Annotated in this window: 17 protein-coding genes; 7 read left to right on the top strand and 10 right to left on the bottom strand. The window is 39.2% G+C overall.

Annotation, left to right across the window (positions count from 1 at the left end; all coding sequences use genetic code 11):
- Window positions 1–2 precede the first annotated feature (2 nt).
- On the top strand, window positions 3–1,163 hold the full coding sequence (locus AC1M85_RS01055; RefSeq protein ID WP_488213386.1) for a porin: 1,161 nt from the start codon (window positions 3–5) through the stop codon (window positions 1,161–1,163).
- A gap of 122 nt (window positions 1,164–1,285) precedes the next feature.
- On the opposite strand, the gene AC1M85_RS01050 is transcribed toward AC1M85_RS01055, so the two are convergent.
- The 4 genes from AC1M85_RS01050 to AC1M85_RS01035 form a co-directional block, all read right to left on the bottom strand.
- Complete coding sequence (locus tag AC1M85_RS01050) at window positions 1,286–1,645, bottom strand: hypothetical protein (RefSeq protein WP_092766485.1); 360 nt, start codon at window positions 1,643–1,645, stop codon at window positions 1,286–1,288.
- Window positions 1,646–1,841: 196 nt separating this feature from the next.
- Window positions 1,842–2,417: a single-stranded DNA-binding protein gene (gene ssb / locus AC1M85_RS01045; RefSeq protein ID WP_092766486.1), complete on the bottom strand. Its 576-nt coding sequence runs from the start codon at window positions 2,415–2,417 to the stop codon at window positions 1,842–1,844.
- Between the two features lie 51 nt (window positions 2,418–2,468).
- Window positions 2,469–3,833, bottom strand: a complete 1,365-nt coding sequence (locus AC1M85_RS01040; protein WP_035265762.1) for an MFS transporter — start codon at window positions 3,831–3,833, stop codon at window positions 2,469–2,471.
- Between the two features lie 172 nt (window positions 3,834–4,005).
- Window positions 4,006–5,091 (bottom strand): DUF475 domain-containing protein, encoded by a 1,086-nt coding sequence (locus AC1M85_RS01035; protein WP_179999088.1) that lies wholly within the window; start codon window positions 5,089–5,091, stop codon window positions 4,006–4,008.
- A 317-nt stretch (window positions 5,092–5,408) separates the two neighbouring features.
- On the opposite strand from AC1M85_RS01035, the gene tenA reads away from it, so the two are divergent.
- The 4 genes from tenA to AC1M85_RS01015 all read left to right on the top strand — a co-directional run bounded on the left by tenA (window position 5,409) and on the right by AC1M85_RS01015 (window position 10,339).
- Entirely contained in the window at window positions 5,409–6,080 is a 672-nt protein-coding gene (gene tenA / locus AC1M85_RS01030; protein WP_488213385.1) for a thiaminase II, read from the top strand.
- Window positions 6,081–6,255: 175 nt separating this feature from the next.
- Window positions 6,256–6,627: a hypothetical protein gene (locus tag AC1M85_RS01025; RefSeq protein ID WP_488213384.1), complete on the top strand. Its 372-nt coding sequence runs from the start codon at window positions 6,256–6,258 to the stop codon at window positions 6,625–6,627.
- Window positions 6,628–6,882: 255 nt separating this feature from the next.
- Window positions 6,883–9,714 carry an excinuclease ABC subunit UvrA gene (uvrA, locus tag AC1M85_RS01020; protein WP_035265769.1) on the top strand — a complete coding sequence of 944 codons (2,832 nt, stop codon included), beginning with the start codon at window positions 6,883–6,885 and terminating at the stop codon, window positions 9,712–9,714.
- A 112-nt stretch (window positions 9,715–9,826) separates the two neighbouring features.
- Entirely contained in the window at window positions 9,827–10,339 is a 513-nt protein-coding gene (locus AC1M85_RS01015; RefSeq protein ID WP_488213383.1) for a hypothetical protein, read from the top strand.
- A 194-nt stretch (window positions 10,340–10,533) separates the two neighbouring features.
- Here AC1M85_RS01015 and AC1M85_RS01010 read toward each other — a convergent pair whose 3' ends face one another.
- Together AC1M85_RS01010 and blaOXA are read right to left on the bottom strand one after the other, a co-directional pair.
- Window positions 10,534–12,240 (bottom strand): GGDEF domain-containing protein, encoded by a 1,707-nt coding sequence (locus tag AC1M85_RS01010; RefSeq protein WP_488213382.1) that lies wholly within the window; start codon window positions 12,238–12,240, stop codon window positions 10,534–10,536.
- A 488-nt stretch (window positions 12,241–12,728) separates the two neighbouring features.
- Entirely contained in the window at window positions 12,729–13,622 is an 894-nt protein-coding gene (blaOXA, locus tag AC1M85_RS01005; RefSeq protein WP_488213381.1) for a class D beta-lactamase, read from the bottom strand.
- A gap of 821 nt (window positions 13,623–14,443) precedes the next feature.
- On the opposite strand from blaOXA, the gene omp33-36 reads away from it, so the two are divergent.
- A complete protein-coding gene (omp33-36, locus tag AC1M85_RS01000; protein ID WP_488213380.1) occupies window positions 14,444–15,391 on the top strand; it encodes a porin Omp33-36 in 948 nt (315 codons plus the stop codon).
- A 63-nt stretch (window positions 15,392–15,454) separates the two neighbouring features.
- Here the strand turns inward: omp33-36 and AC1M85_RS00995 are convergent, their stop codons facing one another.
- The 4 genes from AC1M85_RS00995 to AC1M85_RS00980 all read right to left on the bottom strand — a co-directional run bounded on the left by AC1M85_RS00995 (window position 15,455) and on the right by AC1M85_RS00980 (window position 20,519).
- Window positions 15,455–17,425: a BCCT family transporter gene (locus AC1M85_RS00995; RefSeq protein ID WP_488213379.1), complete on the bottom strand. Its 1,971-nt coding sequence runs from the start codon at window positions 17,423–17,425 to the stop codon at window positions 15,455–15,457.
- Between the two features lie 226 nt (window positions 17,426–17,651).
- The gene (locus AC1M85_RS00990; protein ID WP_488213378.1) at window positions 17,652–18,341 is read right to left on the bottom strand and encodes an ion channel; all 690 of its coding nucleotides are present in this window, start codon (window positions 18,339–18,341) and stop codon (window positions 17,652–17,654) included.
- A 137-nt stretch (window positions 18,342–18,478) separates the two neighbouring features.
- The gene (locus tag AC1M85_RS00985; protein ID WP_180028478.1) at window positions 18,479–20,185 is read right to left on the bottom strand and encodes a cation acetate symporter; all 1,707 of its coding nucleotides are present in this window, start codon (window positions 20,183–20,185) and stop codon (window positions 18,479–18,481) included.
- 1 nt (window position 20,186) lies between these two features.
- Complete coding sequence (locus AC1M85_RS00980) at window positions 20,187–20,519, bottom strand: DUF485 domain-containing protein (RefSeq protein ID WP_035265779.1); 333 nt, start codon at window positions 20,517–20,519, stop codon at window positions 20,187–20,189.
- 183 nt (window positions 20,520–20,702) lie between these two features.
- Between AC1M85_RS00980 and AC1M85_RS00975 the strand changes: the two genes are divergently transcribed.
- Entirely contained in the window at window positions 20,703–24,194 is a 3,492-nt protein-coding gene (locus AC1M85_RS00975; RefSeq protein ID WP_481954320.1) for a hybrid sensor histidine kinase/response regulator, read from the top strand.
- The last annotated feature ends 37 nt before the right edge of the window (window positions 24,195–24,231 follow it).

Genomic DNA, 24,231 nt, shown 5'->3' with positions numbered 1-24,231 from the left:
CTATGTCAAAACCATGCTTTTACAAGCTATTGCTTTCCTGCACCTTTATTTTTTCAAATCTTACATTTGCCGAGATAACACTCATTGATGAACAGCAAATTGTGAGTGAATCCGATCGTTTAAAACTCACCACGTCTGGTAGTATTCGCCTACAAGCCTTAAATTTCGATCATTACGATAAATCTAACGAAAATCAGAAATATCGCAGAGATGGCTATAGCTCAAATAGCCGTATGTATGCCAATGCTGATTATGCATGGAATGAACGTTTGCATTTAATTGCAGGCTATCAAAACTATATCAATCTTCCCAAGATGCTGGATTGGGACGGTCATTACCGTTCCTCTGATGAAAACATCACCACCGAACAGGCGTATATTGGTCTGCGTGATTCAGCGTACGGTACCGTTAAATTTGGAAAAATCTATAGTATTTATTACGACATTGTAGGTGCCAAAACTGACCTATGGAATTACTCAACCTTGGCTCAGCCCCAAACGTGGAGCCCTGTCGCTTATACAGATGGTACGCAAGCAGCTCATAAAACTTTACGTTATGAGCTCAAAACGGATAAAGCAAACTTATATGCCAGCTATTTGTTCAAGGATAGTACGACGGTCGCAGATACGGATGTGCAATATCAACGTAAAAATGGTGCCGAATTGGCAGTTGATGTGCATTTAAATAAAAATTTAAGTTGGGCGACCTCATGGAAGTACAACGATGCTAGTCTGAATAATCAACAAGATAAACATGATTTAAAGCAAGAAATTTGGGCAAGTTCATTATTTTATTTTGATGGAAAATGGATGCTTAGCTTTGGCGCTGGTTGGTATAAAAATCTAGTTCCAAATTTTGATGCTTACAGTGAATCGAGCGATTTTCAACTTCAATCATTGCTGAATACTGAGGCTTATGGCGTTGAATTTTATGCGGGACAGCACTTCAAGATTGAAGAATACGGTATCAAATTCATTCAGCCCTATATCATGGGAAATCAACTTGAATATACCAGTGGCTCAGAGTTTAAACGCCGTGATCTCGGTGTTGGTATAGCAGCTAGATTTAACCATGGTTTTGGATTTGATTATGAACGTTTATATACACATGATACGTTCCAAACCCCAGATATGCATTTATTCCGTTTACGTTATGAATGGTAAATTCTAATTTTAGGTTAACTATCCTTCAAAGCCTTGTTATTTAAAAAGGCTTTGAAGGATCACTCATGGATTCGCATCAAATCTCAATAAGTTGTAGCGTTATACAAAGTCTTTAATAAATTTTATTTAATGCATAACATTTCAATTAACTTAATATTTTTAGAAAGTTGCATTGACATGGGTTCAAAATAAATCGTATCGAATGAATTATTATCATCTACGGCTTTACCTTGCGGCGTAAAACGCTGGCTTTTGACATAGGCTCTGGCTTTATTTTGACAATCAATTTGATGAACGGCTTGTATGTAGCCCTTGGGTTTGATGTTTAATGAGGGTACGCCATGTTCATACACATATTTATAGTCAATTTCAAAAATATGCGAGGCTTGATCGAGTGATTTAATAGTCGTTTTATCAATATATGACCAGCCCCCATCATCCCGATCAAACATGGTCCATTGTGGTGATTGTGCTAAGCTCATGCTGCTACACAGCACACAAGTTAAAAATATAATCCCGTCTTTCATTCAACTATCCCTAATTCAACTATGAACAAACGTTTTACTATATCACCATAAAAACAAAAAACCCTTTGTTATACAAAGGGTTTTTAACTATTTAATTCATTGTTAAATAATAAAAAACATTAAAATTTAACAAATTAATTAGGTATATGATTCAGAACGGTAAATCATCATCTAAATCAGATGGTGCTGTCGCCATTGGCTTCGGCGCTGGTTGATTTTGTGGCTTTTGGAAGCCTTGGTTAACGTTGTTATTACCATAACCAGCTTGGTTACCATAACCGCTACCTTGATTATTATTGTTATAACCACCTTGGTTGCCATAACCACCGCCTTGGTTGTTATTAAAACGTGGTTGATTATAACCTTCACCACCATTTTCACTTTGCTGACGATTATTAGAATCTAACATCTGCATTTGTTCGCCACGAATTTCAGTCGTGTAACGTTCTTGACCATTTTGGTCTGTCCACTGACGGGTACGTAAAGAGCCTTCAATATAAACTTTTGAACCTTTACGTAAATATTGCTGTGCAATTTCACCTAAACGATTATGTAAGACGATACGGTGCCATTCTGTTTGTTCTTTGCGTTCACCTGAGTTTTTATCTGTCCAAGATTCACTTGTCGCAATTGAAAACTGCGTTAATGAACCACCATTGGGAAATGTTTTTGTCTCAGGATCTTTACCTAAAGTACCAACTAAAATAACTTTATTCACGCCGCGCATGTGCTCTAATCTTCCTATTCGATTCTATGTTTTACTTTATAAGAGTTATGATTAAATGGCTACCTCTTTACCCAACAAGTGCGTTAAATGTTGTCGCGCAGTGTCATCTAACTGCTGCTTATCAACTTTGACATAGACCACTTGTTGATCAGTCATCACCACGACCTCTTCAATACCACGAATTGCCAGTAACTGAGAAGTCCATTCATCTGTTTCTTGGACTTTGGGCAAACTCAAAATCAGTGATGATAAATAACGTGGCTGCTTTAATCCAAAACTAATCAACAGCCAAAGAATGGCAATTCCTGTCAGTACCCCCCAGCCTAGAGCAGTGTTATTTAACATCAGCAATTGCCCACCCAGTATACCGCCAAAAAAAGCACCTAAGAATTGACCACTGGCATTCACACCCATTGCTGTCGCTTTGGATTGGATAGGTGCTGCCTTCGATAACCAAGATGGCAGTAGTGCTTCCATCACATTAAAGGCAATAAAGAAAAGACCTAAACCAAGCAACAAAATGTATTTCGATTCAAATCCAAAAATCATCACGATCAAACCGGCGATGATCCCAGCAATCGCAGTCAGAAAAATACCTCGCATTTTTCGATATTTTTCAGCAAGAATGATACTAGGAAAAGCAAAAAATAAACTGATTACCAATAAGGGAAGATAGATCAAACCATGCTGAGCTAAAGGAATATCTGCAAAGTCAATCAATTGAGAAGGCACATAGATGAACATCGCCGTCAGCAATAAATGCAAAGCAAACACAGAAACATGTAAGCGATTTAAATCGCCCATTTTCAAAACTTGTTTTAGCTGAGTGAGATAACCTTGCTGAAAATTTTTATGATGACGTGTTGTTTTGGGAACAAGAAATAGCATTGCAATGGCAAGTAATCCCATGAGTGTGGTCACCCAGAATAAGCCTGAAATACCCACCACGCTGGTCAACCATGGCCCTAAACTAAATGCAATAACGAAAGAGAGACCAATACTCATCCCCATCATTGCCATCGCCTTCATACGATTTTCTTCACGCGTAACATCTGCCAATAACGCCATGACGACAGCAGAGACAGCTCCACCCCCAGCTATTGCACGCCCTATAATCACACCATAGATTGTGTCTGACATTGCGGCGATTGCACCACCCAAGGCAAACAGCAATAAACCCAATACGATCAGCGGCTTTCGGCTATAACGGTCTGCAATCAAACTAAAAGGAATTTGTAGTATTGCCTGAGTCAAACCATACACACCTACGGCCAAACCAATCAAAGCAGGTGTTGCATATTCATAAGCCTGTCCCGCAACAGAAAAGACCGGGACAATCATAAACAGACCTAACATTCGCAATGCAAAAATGCTGCTCAATGCAAATGTGGAACGGCGTTCTAAGGCATTCATCATAAAATTTAGGTTATCGCGTGATTTCTATGTCTACTTTGATTATAGAATATTCGGCTGATGAACAGGCATGAATTTTATTTGAAATAAAGATCAACACCATCTGTTTTCCCTAGAACAAAGGCCTTAAGCAAAAAAAGCACAGCTTGTGCTGTGCTTTTTTCGATGTGTTCATCTAGCCTTGTAGCGCTTGACGTTTCTTATATTGAATAGATGCAATCACTGCCCAAACAATAAATGCTACACCAATCAGACCTGTTACCACTTCAGGAACATGTACGCCCGTACCACTCGCAATCATAATGAAAGCTAATGCACCAATTGCATAGTGCGCACCATGTTCTAAATAGATGTAAGCATCTAAAGTGCCTTTCTCAACGAGATAGATGGTAATCGAACGAACAAAGATGGCACCAATCGCGAGACCTAACATAATCACCACAACATCTGAAGTAATGGCAAAAGCACCAATCACACCATCAAAACTAAATGATGCATCCAATACTTCTAAATACAAGAACCCACCGATACCTGCTTTGACTACGCCTGTTGGCACACCATTACTATCGTGACCAATTGCATTACCATTTTCATCAATTTCAGGCTCACCACCCAGCAAATGGCTCAGTACTTGTACCCCAATATAAATGACGATGCCCCAAATACCCGCCATAGTCACGACTAAGCGTTTAGCTTCATCAACATTAGCAGCCATGATCAGTAAAGCCACTAAAGCAACAAATACAGATAGTGCAGGTACAGATGCCAATTTCGCTAAACGACGCTCAATCCATTTGAACCAATGCGTGTCTTTACCATCATCCAAGAAAAAGTTAAGGAATACCATCAATAAGAATGCACCACCAAATGCTGCAATTTCAGGATGATGATTCATCAGTCGTGCCGAATATTCTTTAGGGTCATTTAATGCCAAATTGACAACTTCCATCATGCCCATATCCGCTGTGACCGCGACGATCACAATTGGGAAGATTAAACGCATACCAAATACTGCAATGAGAATACCCACAGTCAGGAAAAGCATTTTCCAAAAGTGATCCCAATGACGAAGCACTGAAGCATTGACAACAGCATTATCAAAAGAAAGTGAAACCTCCATCACAGCTAAAATTGCAGTGATGGTCAGTACGGTGAACATGGTCTTGAGGCCAGCTTCTGGACCATGGGTATAACCCCAATAGGCAGACAGCGCAAGACACACGATCGTGAATACGATAGAGAAACCAAAATGTTTCCACATAATCTAGCGACCTTATAAAAAATGAGGTGAATCAATAAAAATTTTACAAAACATAAACTTAGAATTTTTATATGACGAATATTAAGTGAAGTCTGTGCTTAGTGATTTGTAAAAATTCTATGAGTTGAATGTCTGATCTCTAGCGCTAAAAGACACTCAATTAAACTGTGCTAATTATGACGAGTTTTCAAAATTAATCCAAAGTTCTTCGTATGATTTTTTTGTTGAAGATGATGTATCGCTCAAGCTAGTTTTGTAACGACAAATTGATATGATCTTAGATGATACCTAGAGATGATTTTATTCAGGATGGATTTATGCGTTTTTCAGAAGCCGTTTGGCAACGAAACTACGATTTATATCAAAAAACATTAGCACTCCCTTTTAACCAAGAGCTGGCGCTTGGAACACTCGATCGAGAAGTTTTTTGCCATTACGTCATCCAAGATGCGCATTACCTAGTTGCCTATGGTCGAGCATTGGCTATTTGTGGTGCTAAAGCATATGACTCCGATGCCATTATTCAATTTACGCAAGGCGCTAATGAAGCAATTGTGGTTGAACGTGAACTGCACAATGGTTTTATGCACGAATTCGGCATCACTAAAGCTGATTTTGAAAATACACCTTTGACTGCTGCTTGCCATCATTACACCTCATTTCTGACAGCTACTGCATGGTCAGAGAGTTATCCTGTCGTTTTAGCTTCATTACTGCCGTGCTATTGGATTTATGCTGAAGTGGGCAAAGACATTCTTAAACGTAATATTGCAAATAATCCTTATCAAGCTTGGATTGACACTTATGCTGGCGAGCATTTCAACGAAGAAGTACGAAAAGTCATTGAAATTATTGACCGTGTTGCGGCAGAAAGCGATCAACATACCATTGAAAAAATGCATCAAGCTTACACACGGGGAGCTGAACTCGAATATTTATTCTGGGATAGTGCCTATCATCAACGTCAATGGTTAAGCCTAGATCACTGATGATGCTATCACCTGCATAACCAAATTAAAGGTCGGTGATCTAAACTGCATTGCCGACTTTCAGGCTCATTTCGATTTAAATGGATTTAAGACTGGATTTTAAAGCAAACTTCAAGCACAATTATTATTGATAATAATTCTCATTATCATAAATAAAATTTACTTGAGGTTTTCTATGCAACATTCACTGGGAACAGAAGCAATCCGTGCATATTTCACTTTACAATGCTGTTGGTTAAATAATGAAGAAGTTTATTTAGAAAAAGGATGTACACACTGTGGATCTGCTGCCACATATCTCATTTATTTTACCAATCATCATATTCAAAATTTAATGCTCGACTTCATTGCACAATACTCTTGTTCAAGCTCGATACGTTTTGACTTTCTAGATTTACAACATTTCGAAACCGAATATAACGATTTTCTTCAACACTTAGAAAAAGAAGTGAATTTTTACGCACGTCAACATCATGCTATTGAAAGACATATATGTTTTGAACAGGTGGACTCTATTTTCGAACGTCACTATTCACGTGCTTGCTGATCAATATTCACCCGAAATTCACTTATACTTAACATCCTATGGCTCATCATGACATCAAATTTGCGAATTGATTCTGTCTTGTTCATCTATTTAAAATCAGATTGCAGGAGCTCTCAAAGCACTTTACATTGGACTTTTGCTGTTCAATGAAATTCTACCGACATAATTTGTCGTGTTTTATTTTTCAATTGTGCTTGAACAAAATTAAATCGCTATCATATATCACCTTCACTCAGCATATTTTCGAGATGTTTTATGAGCCAAAGTCATATCCGTATTCGAGGCGCACGCACCCATAACTTAAAAAATGTGAACCTTGATATTCCACGCGATAAGTTCGTGGTGATTACGGGACTTTCAGGTTCAGGTAAATCTTCACTGGCTTTCGACACCTTATATGCAGAAGGTCAACGTCGCTATGTTGAATCTTTATCTGCCTATGCACGCCAATTCCTATCCCAAATGGAAAAACCTGAAGTCGATTCGATTGAAGGTTTAAGCCCAGCTATTGCCATCGAGCAGAAATCAACCAGTCATAACCCACGTTCAACGGTCGGTACGATTACTGAAATTTATGACTATTTACGTTTGTTGTATGCTCGAGTGGGTACACCCTACTGCCCTGAGCATGACTTGCCGATGGTGGCACAAACTGTGTCGGAAATGGTTGATGCGGTTAAAGCACTTGAAGAAGGTACAGCTTTATTGTTACTTGCTCCTGTTGTACGTGAGCGCAAAGGTGAATACACCAATTTATTTGAGCAATTACAAAGCCAAGGTTTCGTCCGTGCACGTGTAGACGGTGAAATCATGGAAATTGATCCACCGCCTGAACTGGATAAGAAGAAAAAACATACCATTGAAGTCGTGGTCGACCGTTTTAAAGTCCGCGATGACCTAGGCAACCGTATTGCAGAAAGTTTTGAAACCGCACTGCGTTTAGGTGGCGATATTGCGATTTTGTCATGGATGAAAGGCGAACAATCTGATCGTGTGTTTTCAGCAAAACACTCATGTCCTGAATGTGACCGTGCCGTTGCCGAATTAGAACCTCGTCTGTTTTCTTTTAACAACCCATTTGGTGCTTGCCCAGTCTGTGATGGTTTAGGGACACGCAGCCATTTTAGTTCTGACAAACTCATTCCAAACCCTGAAGTCAGCATTAGCCAAGGGGCAATTCGTGGTTGGGATCGTCAGCGTCCATACTATTACAGCATGATTGAAAAAGTCGCTGCACATTTCGACTTTTCTCTTGATACGCCGTGGAATGAACTTGATGCGGAAACCAAAAAGAAATTCCTTTACGGTACAGGCAAAGAAAAAATTGATTTAAGCTATATCGATGAACGTGGTCGCCGTCATAACCGTGTGATGGCTTTCGAAGGGGTTTTACCACATTTAGAACGTCGTTACCGTGAAACTGAATCAAACTATGTACGTGATGATTTAGCTCAGTATTTATCGAATGCTGCATGTGACGCTTGTGGCGGTTCACGTCTCAATGAAATTTCACGTCATGTGCGTGTCAAAGACAAAACCATTGCCGAAATCACCAAAATGTCGATTGGCGATGCTGAAAGCTATTATCAAGATCTCAATCTTGAAGGCGCCAAAGGTGAAATTGCCGATAAGATTTTTAAAGAAATTCGTGAGCGTTTGCACTTCCTTGTATCAGTCGGCTTGAACTATTTAAGTCTATCTCGTTCAGCCGAAACCTTATCAGGCGGTGAAGCACAGCGTATTCGTTTAGCTTCGCAAATTGGTGCTGGCTTAATGGGCGTGATGTATGTGCTGGATGAGCCATCGATTGGTTTGCATCAACGTGACAATGACCGTTTGCTTGAGACTTTGGTTCGTTTACGTGATCTCGGCAATACCGTTTTAGTGGTTGAGCATGATGAAGATGCCATTCGCGCAGCGGATCATATTATTGATATTGGTCCGGGTGCAGGTGTGCATGGCGGTCATGTCATTGCCGAGGGGACTTATGATGAATTGGCAGCCAATGAGGATTCTCTGACAGGCAAATACCTTTCAGGTAAGTTAAAAATTGAGGTGCCGAAAACGCGTGTACAACCACCTAAACCTGATGAGCAAATTAAGCTGATGGGTGCATGTGGTCACAACTTAAAGAATGTTGATCTCACCATTCCTTTAGGTGTTATGACCTGTGTGACGGGTGTATCGGGTTCAGGTAAATCGACTTTAATTAACCGTACTTTATTGCCACTTGCTGCAACACAATTGAATGGTGCAACGACGTTAACGGCAGAAAAATTTGATTCGATTGATGGCTTACAATTCCTCGATAAAGTCGTGGATATTGACCAAAGCCCAATTGGACGTACACCGCGCTCAAACCCTGCAACCTATACAGGTTTGTTTACGCCAATTCGTGAACTCTTTGCTCAAACCCCAGAAGCCAAAGCACGTGGGTATGCCGCAGGTCGTTTCTCGTTTAACGTGAAAGGTGGTCGCTGTGAGGCTTGTGAAGGCGACGGTATGATTAAAGTGGCGATGCATTTCTTACCGGATATGTATGTGCCATGCGATGCCTGCCACGGCAAGCGTTATAACCGTGAAACATTGGAAGTCGGCTATAAAGGCAAAAACATTTCTGATGTTTTAGAGATGACTGTTGAAGACGCCATGCATTTCTTTGATGCGATTCCTGTGATTCACCGTCGTTTAGAAACTTTACATCAAGTTGGTTTAGGTTATATCCGTTTAGGTCAGTCTGCAACCACGCTTTCAGGTGGTGAAGCACAGCGTGTGAAACTTGCACGTGAGTTGGCGAAGCGTGATACAGGTAAAACCCTGTATGTGCTTGATGAGCCGACTACAGGTTTACATTTCCACGATATTGCCAAACTTTTAGATATTCTTCATGAGCTACGCAATAAAGGTAATACCATTGTGGTGATTGAGCATAACTTAGATGTGATTAAAACTGCCGACTGGATTGTGGACTTAGGTCCTGAAGGTGGTGCTGGTGGCGGTATGATTATTGCTGAAGGTACGCCTGAAGAAGTAGCGAAAAATAAGGTTTCGCATACTGCACGTTTCTTAAAACCAATGTTGAAATAATCTCCCCCCTTACGGATTAATGCTCCTCATCTTTGAAAAGGAGGGTTAGGGAGGTTTCAAAATAATAATTTATTATGCTAAAACGGTGATTCATTCACCGTTTTTTATTCTTATGACTTTATTAGAAATATTAGATACAGCTATTAAAATTGGTTTAGGTGCGCTCATTACAGGGATCATTACTTATTTCAATCAAAAGGCAAATTTGAAGGCACAACAAAATAAGGAAAACAAAGAATTTAATCGTAATCTTTTAACAAAAATTTCTTCTGATATAGAGGAAATAAATCATTTAATTTTAAAAATTTGGGCTATATTTGATTTTGAAATTAAAAAGCCTGTATTATATAAAGAAGTAATTAGCGACAGACTCTCTCCTCTGCGAGAAAACCTATTTGATGACTTTAATCTATTAAGTAAAAATGAAGGGCTTTTACTTTTATATGACTATAAAGATCAACAAGAAATATTGAGAAGATACGGTGAACTTGTAGGTGCTTTTAATTCCTATACATGTTTTCGTAAAGAATCTGTTTCAATTGAGAAAATTGCTGAATATAAAGCAAGTATATTAGAGACTAGAAAACAACTTTATCAAAGTTTAAATAAAGCCATTCCTAAATAATTTTTAACTGAAATCCAATCACAAGAAAGCGACCTGGATGTCGCCCGTTTGATTAAGATATAAGGATGTATCCTCAATCAAACAAAAGCATTTTGCCTACTTTTTTCTTTCAAAAGTAGGAAACTACTACGCAAATTTAATAAAAAATCTAACTGACAATTGAGGACGTGATTACAGCCAATATTCACATAATCTTAGCTTGAAACCGTATTGCGTCCCTGCGCTTTCGCTCTAAATAATGCTTGGTCTGCCTTAGCAAATAAAGCTTTCCAAGAATCAGCACCTACCGTAACACCCACACTGATCGAAACCGTAAATGATTGACCTTGCTCATCTGTAAATTGTAAATCACCAATACCCTTACGCATCTTTTCTGCAGCACGTAACCCATGTTCAAGATCTAAATTTTCAATCAACACCAAAAATTCATCCCCACCAAAGCGAACGACTAAATCAGTTGATCGAACATTATGACTTAAACAATTTGCCACCTGCTGAATGACCTGATCCCCTGCCACATGACCATATTGATCATTGACCTGTTTAAAATAATCAATATCTACAATCATCAAACACGTTTGGGTAAACTTATTGGGCTGAGCTTCCATAAGTTTGGTATAGGCTTCTAAAGCAAAACGATTTGAAACACCTGTTAATTTATCGGTATTGGCAATATTCTTTAATTCAAACTCAAATTCATCACGTTGATGCAACATTTTCTGAAGCTTTTGCATCGCTTCGTATAATGAATGTACTTGCTTCTGCTGATCTTCAATAAAATGACTATCGACCAAAGCATTGGCATACGACAATTCAACTAATTTATCTCTCACCATGATAAGCGGCGAAATAACTTTACGTTGAACATAGATCATCGTAAATAAAGCAGCCAATAGTGAAATTAAAGAGACTATCAACGTGAGTAGGAAGTTCAATTGATTCGCGTCTTTTTCTGACTTTGCGATTTCAACGCTCTTATTGAGCAAATAGTCTTGTAAATCGATAACTGTTAAGAATTTACCAGATACAGCTACACTTAATTCAGTCCCTGATAAAAAATAAGGTTGTCCCTTTCGGCTTTCATCAATTAATCGCATGATGATAGGTAAACCTTGATCAATAAACTGAGTTTTCACTTCTTGGTGTAAGCGAGCGAATTCAGCTGTACGATGGCGTTCGGGTTGGATGGTATTCACTAAATCCCACAAATAGCGAACTTGTTTTTGCGTTTGTAATGCGCGTGCAATATTGTCACTTGGTAACGGCTGCTGAAATGTCACATGTGCAGTTACATTTGAAGCAACACGTCCAGCCTGATCTCGCAAATCAGCCAACACCAAAATCATGGTGTAATAATGCCCCATCGAACTGTCTTTACTTTTAGACTGCATTACCAGTTTCTTCAGTAAATCATGACTGCTATCCCACGCATTAAACATTGTAAGAATAGCTTGATCTAAAGCTTCAGGCGTACGCTCTGCAAATGGCAACGAAATATAGTGATCGACTTGTTTGCGACCTTCCGCTAATTTTGGATTTAGGTATTGAGCGACGTACTCTTCTAACCCATCATATCCAGACTGATCTAATCGATGAATCGAGACCTTAATTTGTTCATCTACTCCCGCGCGATACTCAATAAGCGCTTGTTTATTTTTTTCAAACTCTTCTTGTGAACTCGACATTGCCATGTTCGCAGGGCCACGCTCGCGTGAAATACGATTCGCTAGAGCAGCAACGGCACGAAGATTTTCTATTTCAATCAATGCTGTTTGTGATTTCTGATATTCGCGATAATGGCTAATGACCAATGGGATTGAAATACAGAGGATAGATAAGACGATAATCATCACGAACACAAATAGGCGGCGACCAATTTGCTCGGAATGTGATTTTAACATCCAAACTACCTCTAAAATAAAAGACCGTATAAAGCGGTGAGATTTATAAAATTTCTTTGAACTTAGTTATATTTTACAATATAACCATGCTTAAAAAGCACTTAAAGCACAAGTTTTTATTTAAGAAACAATGTGATAAATATCACACTATTGTAATGCCGTAAATTTTTTTTGTTCAATATTTAAATTATTTTTCCACCAATATACAAGTGACATATTTGGTAGTATTTACTTTTTTTGAATTAAAATCAGATGATTATTTTGATCACTTAATCAGCATCGAAAAAATAGATCATGCGCATAATTTTTAATCATTATACAAACCTCATCCTTTAAACCATAATGCTTACATTGCAAAGACACTGATTCATATCAGATTTGCTTAATGAATTTTGTTCTACCCTCGGATGTTTCTCCCACATACAGAACATCCTTTTTCAGCCCAGCCTTCCCAATCGGCTGGGTTTTTTTTATCTTTTATATGACTTTTAACGTAAATAATGAAATAAACCAAGTCGATCTAAAATATCTAAAGTGATTTCCTTCCGTTGCTGAATTTTATCACCATTTTTCATTTCTAAATTTAATGCAAAGGCAGTGACTTGACCGCTGGCTTGTTCTACAAAACCCACATACCAGCCCACCTGAGGCTCAATATCCATTCCCCAACCACTTTTGGCATATAGCTTATTCGCACCACGTGATTCGACATACATCATGTCTCTTACATCTTGTTGTACATCTCTACGAAACGGCAATGACAACTGCGCCAATCTATAAACAAATTTAACTTGTTGATCAGGTGTAATCTCTAGAGGACCTTTTAACCAAAACTGATCTATCTCATCCCCGACTTTTGCATTTCCATACTGAATTCGAATTAATTCCTGTTGCATCAATGTTGGTCCAATACGGTGTGCTAAGGCTTGATACACAGGTACAACAGATGATTGTAAGGCCTCACCAAGCGTAAAATCACCTTGCCAACTATCAAATGAACGCTTATTTCCATCCCATTTAAACACTTCATACCGAGTTGATTTATGATGCTCTAATCCAATCAAAGCATTCACTATTTTAAAAGTGGATGCAGGGATAAAATTTTCTTTTGCTCTTGTTCGATCAGAACCGTAAGTTTTAACGTATTTGCCATCATAGGTGATAAATACACCTTGAATATTTTGCTGATTAAATAGGGTCTCAATATGATGCTGATTCTTTGATTCACTGCTATTCAGCATTGAATCGTCTTTTAAATCGTATGCTTTTATTCTCGGATTAATATGATCTAAGGCCTGGCAGGCAGATAAAAAAACAGACGTTAAAAAAAGTGCAACAACGTAGATTCCTTTCAATTCAATGTTCCAATTTGACCAATGCATTTAATTCAATTTTGACAGATTATTTCCAATTTTTTTGTCTATTTTTAACACTTTTTTTAAAAATAATATTTACATGTGCAATATGCTGGTGCATAATGCCCCACATTAGGGCGAGATAGAAATATACCTCAGCAGAATTTCTGTATTTCCCTCAAGTTTTGGCAAAAAAACCTAGTTTTCATAGAAAACTAGGTTTTTTTTTGCTCAGTATTGATAAAGAATACACCCGATTACGCACCATAATAGTGCAATAAATATAAGTTAAAAAAAAACCCAGCTTTGGGGAAAGCTGGGCATATAAGAGAAATAACCACTATGATATTTAGTAAATCTAAAAGGTAAAACTCAATTTATTTAAATATAAAAAAAAACTTAGTTAACAATCATGTAATTATGTGAAAATTAACTTAAATTGCAAACATCGTAACCCTTTGAAATTCCGAATCCACCTAACACTTTACAGCCAAGTAGGTGAAAAAAGTCACATTATTTATTTTCAAATGAGTTAAAATTAAACGAAAATCTTAAATTTCATGTAAATTAACATTTTCTTTATACGTTTTATCCGATTCTAATAATCTTTTTTTTGTATAATTTCGATGCAATTTTTTTAGCTTAATCGACCTTGAAAATCTCCTTATCATATTGTTATTTTTGAATAAAATGTTCAAAAATTCATGTTCTTAATCTTCTTGTATCAAGACATAACACACAACATAAATTTAGACCAGCAGACTATTACCTTAAAGATCATTGACTTAATACATTGTTACAATACAATATTTACTGCATATTCATTCGACATTTATTTGGTAACTATTATGAAAAAAATTAGTTTAGCCACTGCTTTATTAGTAGCAATGACTGGGGCACACGCATATCAAGTTGAAGTACAAGGGGCTGCTGAATACTTTGATGACTCATTGAACAATGATAACTACACTGGTTCTGTACAAGGTACTTATTACTTCAAGAATGTTGACTCAACTAAAGGTCCTTTAGCTGAAGCGGCTTTCTTAAATCAGGCATCTAATGTATCTGTGGCTTATAACTTCGGTGAATATTCTGCTGATGTTAAAGTACCTGCTTACAGTATTAATGAAGAAGTTAAAGCAGAACAACATAACTACGGTGCTAAAGCTGAAGCTTACATCCCAACTAAACTTATTCCTTTATATGCAAGCGCGTCATATAGCCACTCAAAAACTGATGCTAAAAATGATTTCACTGCAAACAACCCATTAAACCACCCACAAGTTGCTAAATTAGCAGATGGTAACGGCGATCGTTATGCTTTAGAACTTGGTGCAATGTTACTTCCAAATTTCTTAGTTGCTGTAGGTTATACAAGCGTTGCTGATCAATACTCTTTTGATGTCTTTAAAGCAATCAACAACGGCAGCGTATTCTCAGCACTTGAAACAGGTACTATTGCTGAAGATCAAGATGCGATCACAGCTCGTACTAAATATGTAGGCGGCATCACTGATACAAATATGTCTGTTGGCTTTGAAGCTGGTTTAGTATACGGTGAAGACACACTTTACCAATTAAAATCTGACCTTTACTTCAATCCACAGTTAAGCGCAGGCGTTTCTTATACTGAATCAAGCTTTAATGACACTCCAAGCTCAGCTATCGGTGCTAACGTAAACTACTTCATCACTCCAGCTGTAGCTGTTGGTGCAAGTTATGTAAATGCTAACGCTGAAAATGGTTCTAGCCGTGATACTGAAACTGTTGGCTTAAATGCTAAATTCCGTTTCTAATAAATTATTAGATACAGAATCAAAAAAGGACGCATAATGCGTCCTTTTTTAATCATTCACTATTTACTCAGGGCTACGAATTACACTTAAGAAATGTAAATGTCTTTCGTATTGATCAATGACATCTTGAATTAAGTCTTCTTGTGTCCAGTCCATTACATCATAGGCCTGTCCACCCTCTCTTAAAAACACTTCCGCCTGATAATAATCCTGCTCAGTCACCATTGTATCTGGCATAAAGCTCGGTGGCGTTGTTCTTTGTGACATCACTTGATATACGAAATTCAACTCAGCATGATGATCTACCCTCAACTCTACACCTTCACCCAATCGATTTACACTAACCTTAAACTGTCTTCTCTTGAACTCTTTCTGCACTTGCTCTAATGCTTGAGATACTTGAGATGCAATAAATACATCAACCTCTTCCTTAGAATGAGGATAGTGCATAATCAATCCTAAGCGTTTTTGCCAACTCCGTGGTTGATGAATCGCTCGAGGTGTAATTCTCGCTTCTTGCAAAGCATTCATTTTAATTAAATCTACTTTTAAGGCTTTGAGTAATCCCCAACAAATAAAGAGCATAATGACGGAGAATGGCAATGCACTCATGATGGTTGCAGATTGTAAAGCACCGAGCCCACCGACCAATAATAATACAATTGCCAATACCGCCATAAGCACAGTCCAAAAGAGTCGTTGCCATGTCGGTGAACCTTCACCTTTGGCCGTCAAATAGTCTGTAACTAATGCACCTGAATCCGCTGAAGTGACAAAGAATAAAATAACCAGCGATGTTGCCACCACACTCATGATTGAAGCGAGTGGTAAGCTATTTAAAAATTCGAATAATGCAACGGAAGAATCCTTCTGTACTGCTAGCATCAGTGCTTCATTGCCTTCTTGCATAATACTGAAGAGCGCAGCATTCCCCATAAAGCCCATCCAAATGAGTGTAAATCCAGTAGGAATCAACATAACTCCAACGATAAACTCTCGAATAGTTCTTCCATGTGACACACGTGCGATAAACATCCCGACAAATGGTGACCATGAGATCCACCATGCCCAATACATAATCGTCCAACCACCAATCCAACCATTCGGTTGATAAGCATATAAATTAAATGTCATGGTAAAGAGATTAGAAACATACTGACCCATGTTCTGAATTGTGGTTTGCAAAAGATAAATGGTAGAACTCGCGAAGAATACAAAGAGCAATAAACTTATTGCCAATACCAAATTCAACTCAGACAACCGTTTAATTCCTTTTTCTAAACCTAGAAAAACGGACAATGATGCCAATGAACTGACGATAATGATCAGTATCACTTGAGTACTTGCTGATTGAGGAACATCAAATAAATAATTCAAGCCTGAGTTAATTTGCGTTACACCAAAACCCAACGTTGTCGCCACACCAAATACTGTTCCAATCGTGGCAAATGTGTCTACGGCATCCCCCATGGGACCATGAATTTTTTTTTCAATGATCGGATAAAGCGCGGAACGTACTTTTAAAGGCAATTGATGTCGATAAGCAAAATACGCCAAAGACAATCCAATCAATGCATAGATTCCCCATGCATGAAGTCCCCAGTGGAAGAAAGTCACTCGCATCGCTTGCTGCGCTGCCAAAACCGTTTCTCCATCACCGACTGGCGGAGAGACATAATGCATTACAGGTTCTGCTACCCCAAAAAACATCAGGCCAATCCCCATACCTGCGGTAAAGAGCATTGCAAACCAAGAGCCATTACTGTAACTCGGTTGGCTATGATCTGGACCGAGCCTGATTTTGCCGTAGTCAGAAATTGCGATATAAGCCAGCACGATCAGAAATATGGCAACTGCTAAAACATAAAACCAACTAAAAGAATCCGTAATCCATTGGTTCAGTTGCTGAGTAACTAATTCAAAACCATGAGGAGATAACACCACAGTGGCCAAAAATACAAAAATAATGAGTACCGTGCTGATAAAAACACGTGGATTCACATTTGAATACCATGAAGGATGCTGAGAAGACATAATTCCCCTATATATTTATTTTTCGGTGAAACGCTTCAAACTGGATAAAACGCTATATGAAATGAGATCATTTATCCTCAACCTCATACAAAGCCGAGTTAGTTTCATCAAAGACGGAATAGAAAAATCGGCTCAATATAGAGCATCGGAGACTGTTTTTTGATCTAAGTACTTATTATTCATGATTTTGCAGATGAATGCCGTTAGCAAGATGTAACGTTCTGTTTTAATCATCCTGATGCTTTGGCAAATGAGCAATGTATTGCAATGCAATTAAGCGCGAAACAATCAAAGCCAGATACATGACTCCACTAAACATTTGAATCATAGCAATCAGTCTCGCCGGCGGACTCAAGGGCATAATATCTGAAAGACCTGTTGCCGACTGAATACTAAAACTGAGAAACAACAAATCTAACCAACTATGTTGAATAGATTGTTCAGGCGTTATGCTAAAACTCAGTGGGTCATATAGCTGGCAGATGCTATATAAAAATGCGAAGCTCCATGCAATTAAAGTAAAAACAGCTGCTGCCGCAAATAATTCATCTTTGGTCAAATAGCGGTCTTCGAACATATATCGAATCAAACCATAAGCCGCTGTCGTATACGCGATAACTTCAAATATATGCGCTGTAATTTGAATATAGGCTTGATGGTATCCAATCAGAATCAAGAAAGAGAAAATGAGAGCCCCTAATACCCCCAATAAACCTACAGCACTAAAAATTGGGGTCATTTTGATGACTTTAGCAATAATGAGAAGGACTAAAGCGCCGAGAATCCAAGTTATGGAGCGATAAGCCAAATCATGACTTGATATCACTGCGAGGAATAAAATCAGCAGCTGTAAAATCAGTAGACACGCGGATGGTAAACGTACGAGATCACGTATCACGCGGCATATTAAACTCATCTCAACTCCAACTATTTTTATTGTTTTGTTTGAATGAAAGCATAGCGGACAGTTGATGACTTGTATGTCATTTAAACTAGAAATTTGGTAAAGAAAAAAAGCCCCTTAAAGGGGCTTTTTATCATGATCAGTATGGTTTAGTGGTCTGACGCACCAGAAATACCAATACCTGTTTGTGAACGTACAAACTGTGCATCAAATGCTTTACGTTCTGCTTGCGCTTGTGCAGAATTGTCTGTCACAGAGAACAACCAGCAGAAGAAGAATGCTAAAGGCATCGCAAATAATGCAGGACCGTTATATGGATTAATTGGTGTATCAGAAATACCAAGCGTATCTACCCAAACTGCTTTAGAAAGTACGATGAGTACAACCGCTAAAACTAATCCAACAACACCACCGGCAACTGCACCACGCGTTGTTAAACCTTTCCAGAACATTGAAAGTACAAGCACTGGGAAGTTTGCACATGCAGCAACAGAGAATGCTAAACCCACCATGAAGGCAACGTTTTGTTTCTCGAACAAGATACCCAAGATCATCGCAAAGATCGCAAGACCTAAAGTCGCGATTTTAGACATACGAAGTTCAGATTCAGGTGTAGTTTGTCCTTTTTTCAATACGTTCGCATATAAGTCATGTGAAATTGCTGAAGCACCTGACAACGTTAAACCTGCAACAACTGCTAGAATCGTGGCAAATGCAACCGCTGAAATGAAGCCCATGAACAAGTCACCGCCTAAAGCATCAGACAAGTGAACCGCAGCCATGTTATTACCACCAACAAGCTCTAGCTTGCCAGTTACTGCCATTTTCGCAATATCAAGGAATTGTGGGTTGTTCGATACATAGAGAATCGCACCGAAACCAATGATGAAAGTTAAAAGATAGAAGTAACCGATAAAGCCTGTTGCAACAACAACTGATTTACGTGCTTCTTTCGCATCTTTTACTGTGAAGAAACGCATGAGGATATGTGGTAAACCAGCTGTACCAAACATCAATGCTAAACCAAGAGAAATCGCATCAATTGGGTTTGATGCCAGACTACCTGGTCCCATGATTTTGGTTGCATCATCTAAGGTTAAATCATGTACTTTAGAGAAGACTTGAATCGATTGCTCGAACATATTGGTGAAGCTAAAGCCAACGCCTTTCATCACCATAAATGCCATGAAGGTAGCACCTGACAACAACATCACTGCCTTAATGATTTGCACCCATGTTGTCGCTAACATACCGCCAAACATAACGTATGCCATCATGAGCAGACCGACGATGACGACAGCAATGTTATAGTTCAAGCCAAACAGAAGCTTGATCAACTGACCAGCGCCGACCATTTGGGCAATCAAGTAGAATGCAACAACAACAAGAGAGCTTAACGCTGCCAGTGTGCGTACAGGTTTTTCTTGTAAACGGAATGATACAACGTCAGATAAATTGTATTTACCCAAGTTACGCAAACGCTCTGCTATCAAGAAAAGTACGATAGGCCAACCTACCATGAAACCAAGTGAATAGAGTAAGCCATCGAAACCTGACAGGAAAACCATCGCAGAAATACCAAGGAACGATGCTGCGGACATATAGTCACCAGCAATGGCTAAACCATTTTGGAAACCAGAAATTCCACCGCCTGCGGTATAGAAATCTTTGGTGTTTGTGGTTTGTTTAGCTGCCCATTTGGTAATCCCCAGCGTTGCACCGACGAAAATCAAGAACATGATAATCGCAGGCCAATTTGTTGCTTGTTGTTCTGCTGCACCTAAATCAGGACCTGCAAATGCCAATCCAGATAACATTGCAGTCCCTGCAAATGTGAGTAAAGAATTCCATTTCATCTTAGTGTAGTCCCTTCTCGTGAGTGATGGCTTCAACTTCGCGCATAGCTTCTTCGTTTAATTGATCGAGCTTATTGTTGGCAATGTACGAATACACACCACATAACAAGAAAGACAGCACGATGATGCCTAATCCTAGAGGGATACCCCAAGTGGTTACACCACCTGAAAGCGATGACAATAAAAACTCTTTGTTATAGCCAACTAAAAGCATAAAACCAACGTAGACAAACAGCATAATGCCTGTCAATGTCCAGCTCAGTGTGCTTTTCTTTTTGACCATTTCTTTGAATTTGGGATTCTGTAGAATTTGCTCTACTTGTCTCTCATCCATAAACAAGACTCCATATGAGACCCAACCGTAGGTCATTTTTTTTATTTAAATTATTCCGATTTTTAAATTAGCAAGATTTTGCATTGGTTGTAATTTAGACTTTGGTCGCTAAATTTTGATCAATTTGAACGTGACAGTTCATGGATGCGTTATCATTACACGAGATTCTCAAGTGTAAGTCCTATGAACAGTTGGTTGATTATTGGGGTACTCGCCCTCTACATCCTCATCCTTTTTATTTGCGCCTTTTTTGGTGAAAAACATGCCAGTCGGCTCAGCCCACGTGGACGCATGTTATTGTTTAGTTTGACCTTAGGCGTGTACTGTTCGTCTTGGACATTCTACGGCGCAACGGGTGCTGCTGTTCGTGAAGGGATCATTTTCCTTCCAATCTACTTAGGCCCACTTCTGTTTGTCTGGTTTGGTTATGATATTTGGCGTCGCTTAGGTCGGGTACGTCAGCACCATGCTATTTCCTCAATTGCTGACTTTGTGGCAGCACGTTATGGCAAAAGCGGACCTCTCGCCTCACTCGTCACCATTTTAGCCGTGATCGCCATCATTCCTTATCTTGCCTTACAACTGAGAGCCATTGCACTCAGTGCATCCGTGATGTTGCAACAAGATTCAGAAGTGATGAATCTGACCACCAATGGTGTTCTTGCACTTACAGGGGTTCTCGCAATTTTGGCTATGATGTTTGGTACACGTCAGATTGCCAACACCGAACAGCATGGCGGTTTAATGCTGGCAGTCGCTTTTGAATCCTTTGTTAAATTATTTGCACTCCTCTGTGTCGCTTTTTTCTTTTTATTTGAACGCCCCGAAAACCTCATTCAAGTTTCCGCAGACGTATCCAAAACCTTCCATGAAATTCAACTGATGGGCGTGCCAGATACCTTTTGGATTCAAACACTTTTAGCAGCATTAGCGATTATATGTTTGCCACGCCAGTTTCATGTTGCTGTAGTTGAATTACGTGATGAAAAACATATTCGTGGTGCGCGCAGATGGTTTGCCGCTTACATCATTTTAACCGTTGTCGCGATTATTCCGATTGCAAGTTGGGCACTTCATGCTGCACCAGAATACATGGCAGTCCCTGATGTTGCCGTGCTGTCACTGCCTTTGAGCTATAACCAAGAATGGCTGACGCTCTTAGCATTCCTTGGAGGATTTTCGGCTTCAACTGGTATGCTTTTAGTCTCTTCAGTCGCACTCTCAATCATGCTCAGTAACGACTTGATTATGCCTGCGCTATGGCGCTTGGGTTGGATTTCTCGTCATGACAAGCGTTTACCTCGAATGCTGAAATTCACACGTCGCGTATGTATTTTGGCGGTCATGCTACTTGGATTCTTGTTCTTCCATTTCTTTAATGACATTGATCAGCTGTCAGTATTTGGTCTTTTGGCATTTAGTGCTGTTGCACAGTTTGCACCTGCACTTATTGGGGGGTTGTACTGGCGTGGTGGAAGTAAGCAAGGGGTCTATGCAGGTCTCATCGTTGGTTTTGTGATGTGGAGTTACACACTGCTCTTACCAACAATTTTAAGAAGTTTACCAGATGAATATTATCAATTTACTTATTCGTTTCTGATGTTTGGCCCTCTGGGATTTGACTTATTAAAGCCTGAAGCATTACTTGGTTTTGAATCATTTGCGCCATTAACACATGGTGTAATTTGGTCACTTGGCTTAAATATCGTGCTCTACATCTGGATCTCACGAATTTATCGTCCAAGTATTGCTGAGCAAATACAGGCAGAAAGTTTCTTCTATTACGAAACAAAACCCCTACAAACGCAACAAACCTCAAATGAAGTTAATTATTTACATCATGATGTCGCACGATTAAAAGTGGGTGACCTGATCACGCTTGCCAAACGGATTACGGGTGAAGGTCCGACCATGCATGCGTTTAATCAATTCTGCTTATCCAATAATGTGATATTAAACGAAAACAGCAGTGCCAATGGGATGTGGTGGCGTTTCACTGAACAATATCTTGCTGGCACGATTGGAGCTGCATCGGCACGTACCCTACTCACTACAGCCATGGTTAACAATGGATTAGCACTTGGACAGGTCGCTAATATTCTAGACCAAGCATCACAATGGCAACGCTTTAACCAAAATCTAATTATGACCATGATCGACCACATGACCCAAGGGGTAAGTGTTGTCGATGAAAACATGTGTTTAGTCGCATGGAATAATCAATATCTCGTTTTATTCGATTATCCAAAAGATTTGGTATATGTGGGCTGCCCGATTGCAGACTTGATCCGATACAACGCAGAGCGCGGTGAATGTGGACCTGGTTCCGTTGAAGAGCACGTACGTAAACGTATTCATTGGATGAAAGTAGGTAGCGCTCATGAGTTTGAACGTATTCGTAAAGATGGTCGTGTTATCCAAATGCGAGGAAATCCAATCGAAGGCGGTGGCTTCGTGACGACATTTGCTGATATTACGGCATTCCGAGAAACTGAAGCATTACTTGAAGGACGCGTTCAAGATCGTACTCAACAACTTGCCAATGCCTTGGCAGAACAACAATTGGCACGTGAACAAGCTGACAAAGCCAATATGTCAAAAAGTCGATTCATTGCTGCAGCAAGTCATGATTTACTTCAACCTATGCACGCTGCACGGTTATTCAGTACGGCATTAGAACAAAGCATTCAAAATGAAGAAGATGCTAAAACGCTACAGCAACTCGATCGTGCCTTACATGGTGCAGAGAGTATGCTTTCTGCATTATTAGACATTGCACGTTTAGAAGGTGGAACAATACAACCTAAACGACAAGCCTATCCATTACATGACCTATTGAGTGACTTAGAACTACAATTTAAATCAATTGCAGCACAACGAGCGATCTCCTTCCGAGTGCATGACGTGAAGTTCTGGATTGATACAGATCCTCAATGGATTCGCCGTATTATTCAAAACTTTGTCAGTAATGCCCTAAGATACACAGCAAAAGGTCGTGTAATTGTTGGGGTGTTACGTTCAGCAGAAAGAGCAAACCATATTCGTATTGGTGTTTGGGATACTGGTCCAGGGATTGCTGAACAACAACGTATTAAACTCTTCCAAGAGTTTGAACGTTGTGGACATACCTCGCCATGGGGTGAACAAGGTTTAGGTCTTGGACTCGCCATCGTTCAGAGAATGACCAGCATGTTGGGTTATCCTGTGCATGTGTATTCCGAGTTAGGTAAGGGTTCATGTTTTATGATTGAAGTCCCACTCATCGATGCACCAAAGGTTGTGACCGCACCAATTCAAGCCACACCATTAAAATCTGCAGCGTATAAAATTTTATGTTTAGACAATGATGAAACTATTTTAGAAGGCATGGCAACTTTGCTTACTAAATGGGGTTATCAAGTGTTTAAAGCCACAGAACCTGAACAAGCGCTTGAGATTATTCAACAAGAGAACATTCAAGTTTGGTTGGTCGATCAACACCTGAATTCAAATAAAATAGGATTAGATTTTATTGTAGACCATCGTCAAGAAAATGTACCTGTGGCATTGATTACAGCTGATTCAGATCCTGAGCTTCCTCAACGACTCAAAGAGCTGAATATTGTCCTACTGAAAAAACCTCTCAAACCTGCCTCACTACGTTCATGGTTATCAGGTTTAAAAATTTCAAAATAAGATTTGAATAGTTATATTTTGATACATTCATCACCCA

This window comes from Acinetobacter sp. 24-47-64, from assembly GCF_057737055.1.
The sequence above is the reverse complement of the archived record's forward strand: the minus strand, read 5'-3'. Positions and strand labels throughout refer to the sequence as shown.

Bases quoted from the DNA above. Each gene is read 5' to 3' on its own strand.
- AC1M85_RS01025 (WP_488213384.1), top strand. From the start codon at position 6,256: ATGCAACATTCACTGGGAACAGAAGCAATCCGTGCATATTTCACTTTA.
- ssb (WP_092766486.1), bottom strand. From the start codon at position 2,417: ATGCGCGGCGTGAATAAAGTTATTTTAGTTGGTACTTTAGGTAAAGAT.
- AC1M85_RS01015 (WP_488213383.1), top strand. From the start codon at position 9,827: ATGACTTTATTAGAAATATTAGATACAGCTATTAAAATTGGTTTAGGT.
- omp33-36 (WP_488213380.1), top strand. From the start codon at position 14,444: ATGAAAAAAATTAGTTTAGCCACTGCTTTATTAGTAGCAATGACTGGG.
- tenA (WP_488213385.1), top strand. From the start codon at position 5,409: ATGCGTTTTTCAGAAGCCGTTTGGCAACGAAACTACGATTTATATCAA.
- AC1M85_RS01055 (WP_488213386.1), top strand. From the start codon at position 3: ATGTCAAAACCATGCTTTTACAAGCTATTGCTTTCCTGCACCTTTATT.
- AC1M85_RS01035 (WP_179999088.1), bottom strand. From the start codon at position 5,091: ATGTGGAAACATTTTGGTTTCTCTATCGTATTCACGATCGTGTGTCTT.
- AC1M85_RS01050 (WP_092766485.1), bottom strand. From the start codon at position 1,645: ATGAGCTTAGCACAATCACCACAATGGACCATGTTTGATCGGGATGAT.
- blaOXA (WP_488213381.1), bottom strand. From the start codon at position 13,622: ATGCATTGGTCAAATTGGAACATTGAATTGAAAGGAATCTACGTTGTT.
- AC1M85_RS00990 (WP_488213378.1), bottom strand. From the start codon at position 18,341: ATGAGTTTAATATGCCGCGTGATACGTGATCTCGTACGTTTACCATCC.
- AC1M85_RS01010 (WP_488213382.1), bottom strand. From the start codon at position 12,240: ATGTTAAAATCACATTCCGAGCAAATTGGTCGCCGCCTATTTGTGTTC.
- AC1M85_RS00995 (WP_488213379.1), bottom strand. From the start codon at position 17,425: ATGTCTTCTCAGCATCCTTCATGGTATTCAAATGTGAATCCACGTGTT.
- uvrA (WP_035265769.1), top strand. From the start codon at position 6,883: ATGAGCCAAAGTCATATCCGTATTCGAGGCGCACGCACCCATAACTTA.
- AC1M85_RS00975 (WP_481954320.1), top strand. From the start codon at position 20,703: ATGAACAGTTGGTTGATTATTGGGGTACTCGCCCTCTACATCCTCATC.
- AC1M85_RS00980 (WP_035265779.1), bottom strand. From the start codon at position 20,519: ATGGATGAGAGACAAGTAGAGCAAATTCTACAGAATCCCAAATTCAAA.
- AC1M85_RS00985 (WP_180028478.1), bottom strand. From the start codon at position 20,185: ATGAAATGGAATTCTTTACTCACATTTGCAGGGACTGCAATGTTATCT.
- AC1M85_RS01040 (WP_035265762.1), bottom strand. From the start codon at position 3,833: ATGATGAATGCCTTAGAACGCCGTTCCACATTTGCATTGAGCAGCATT.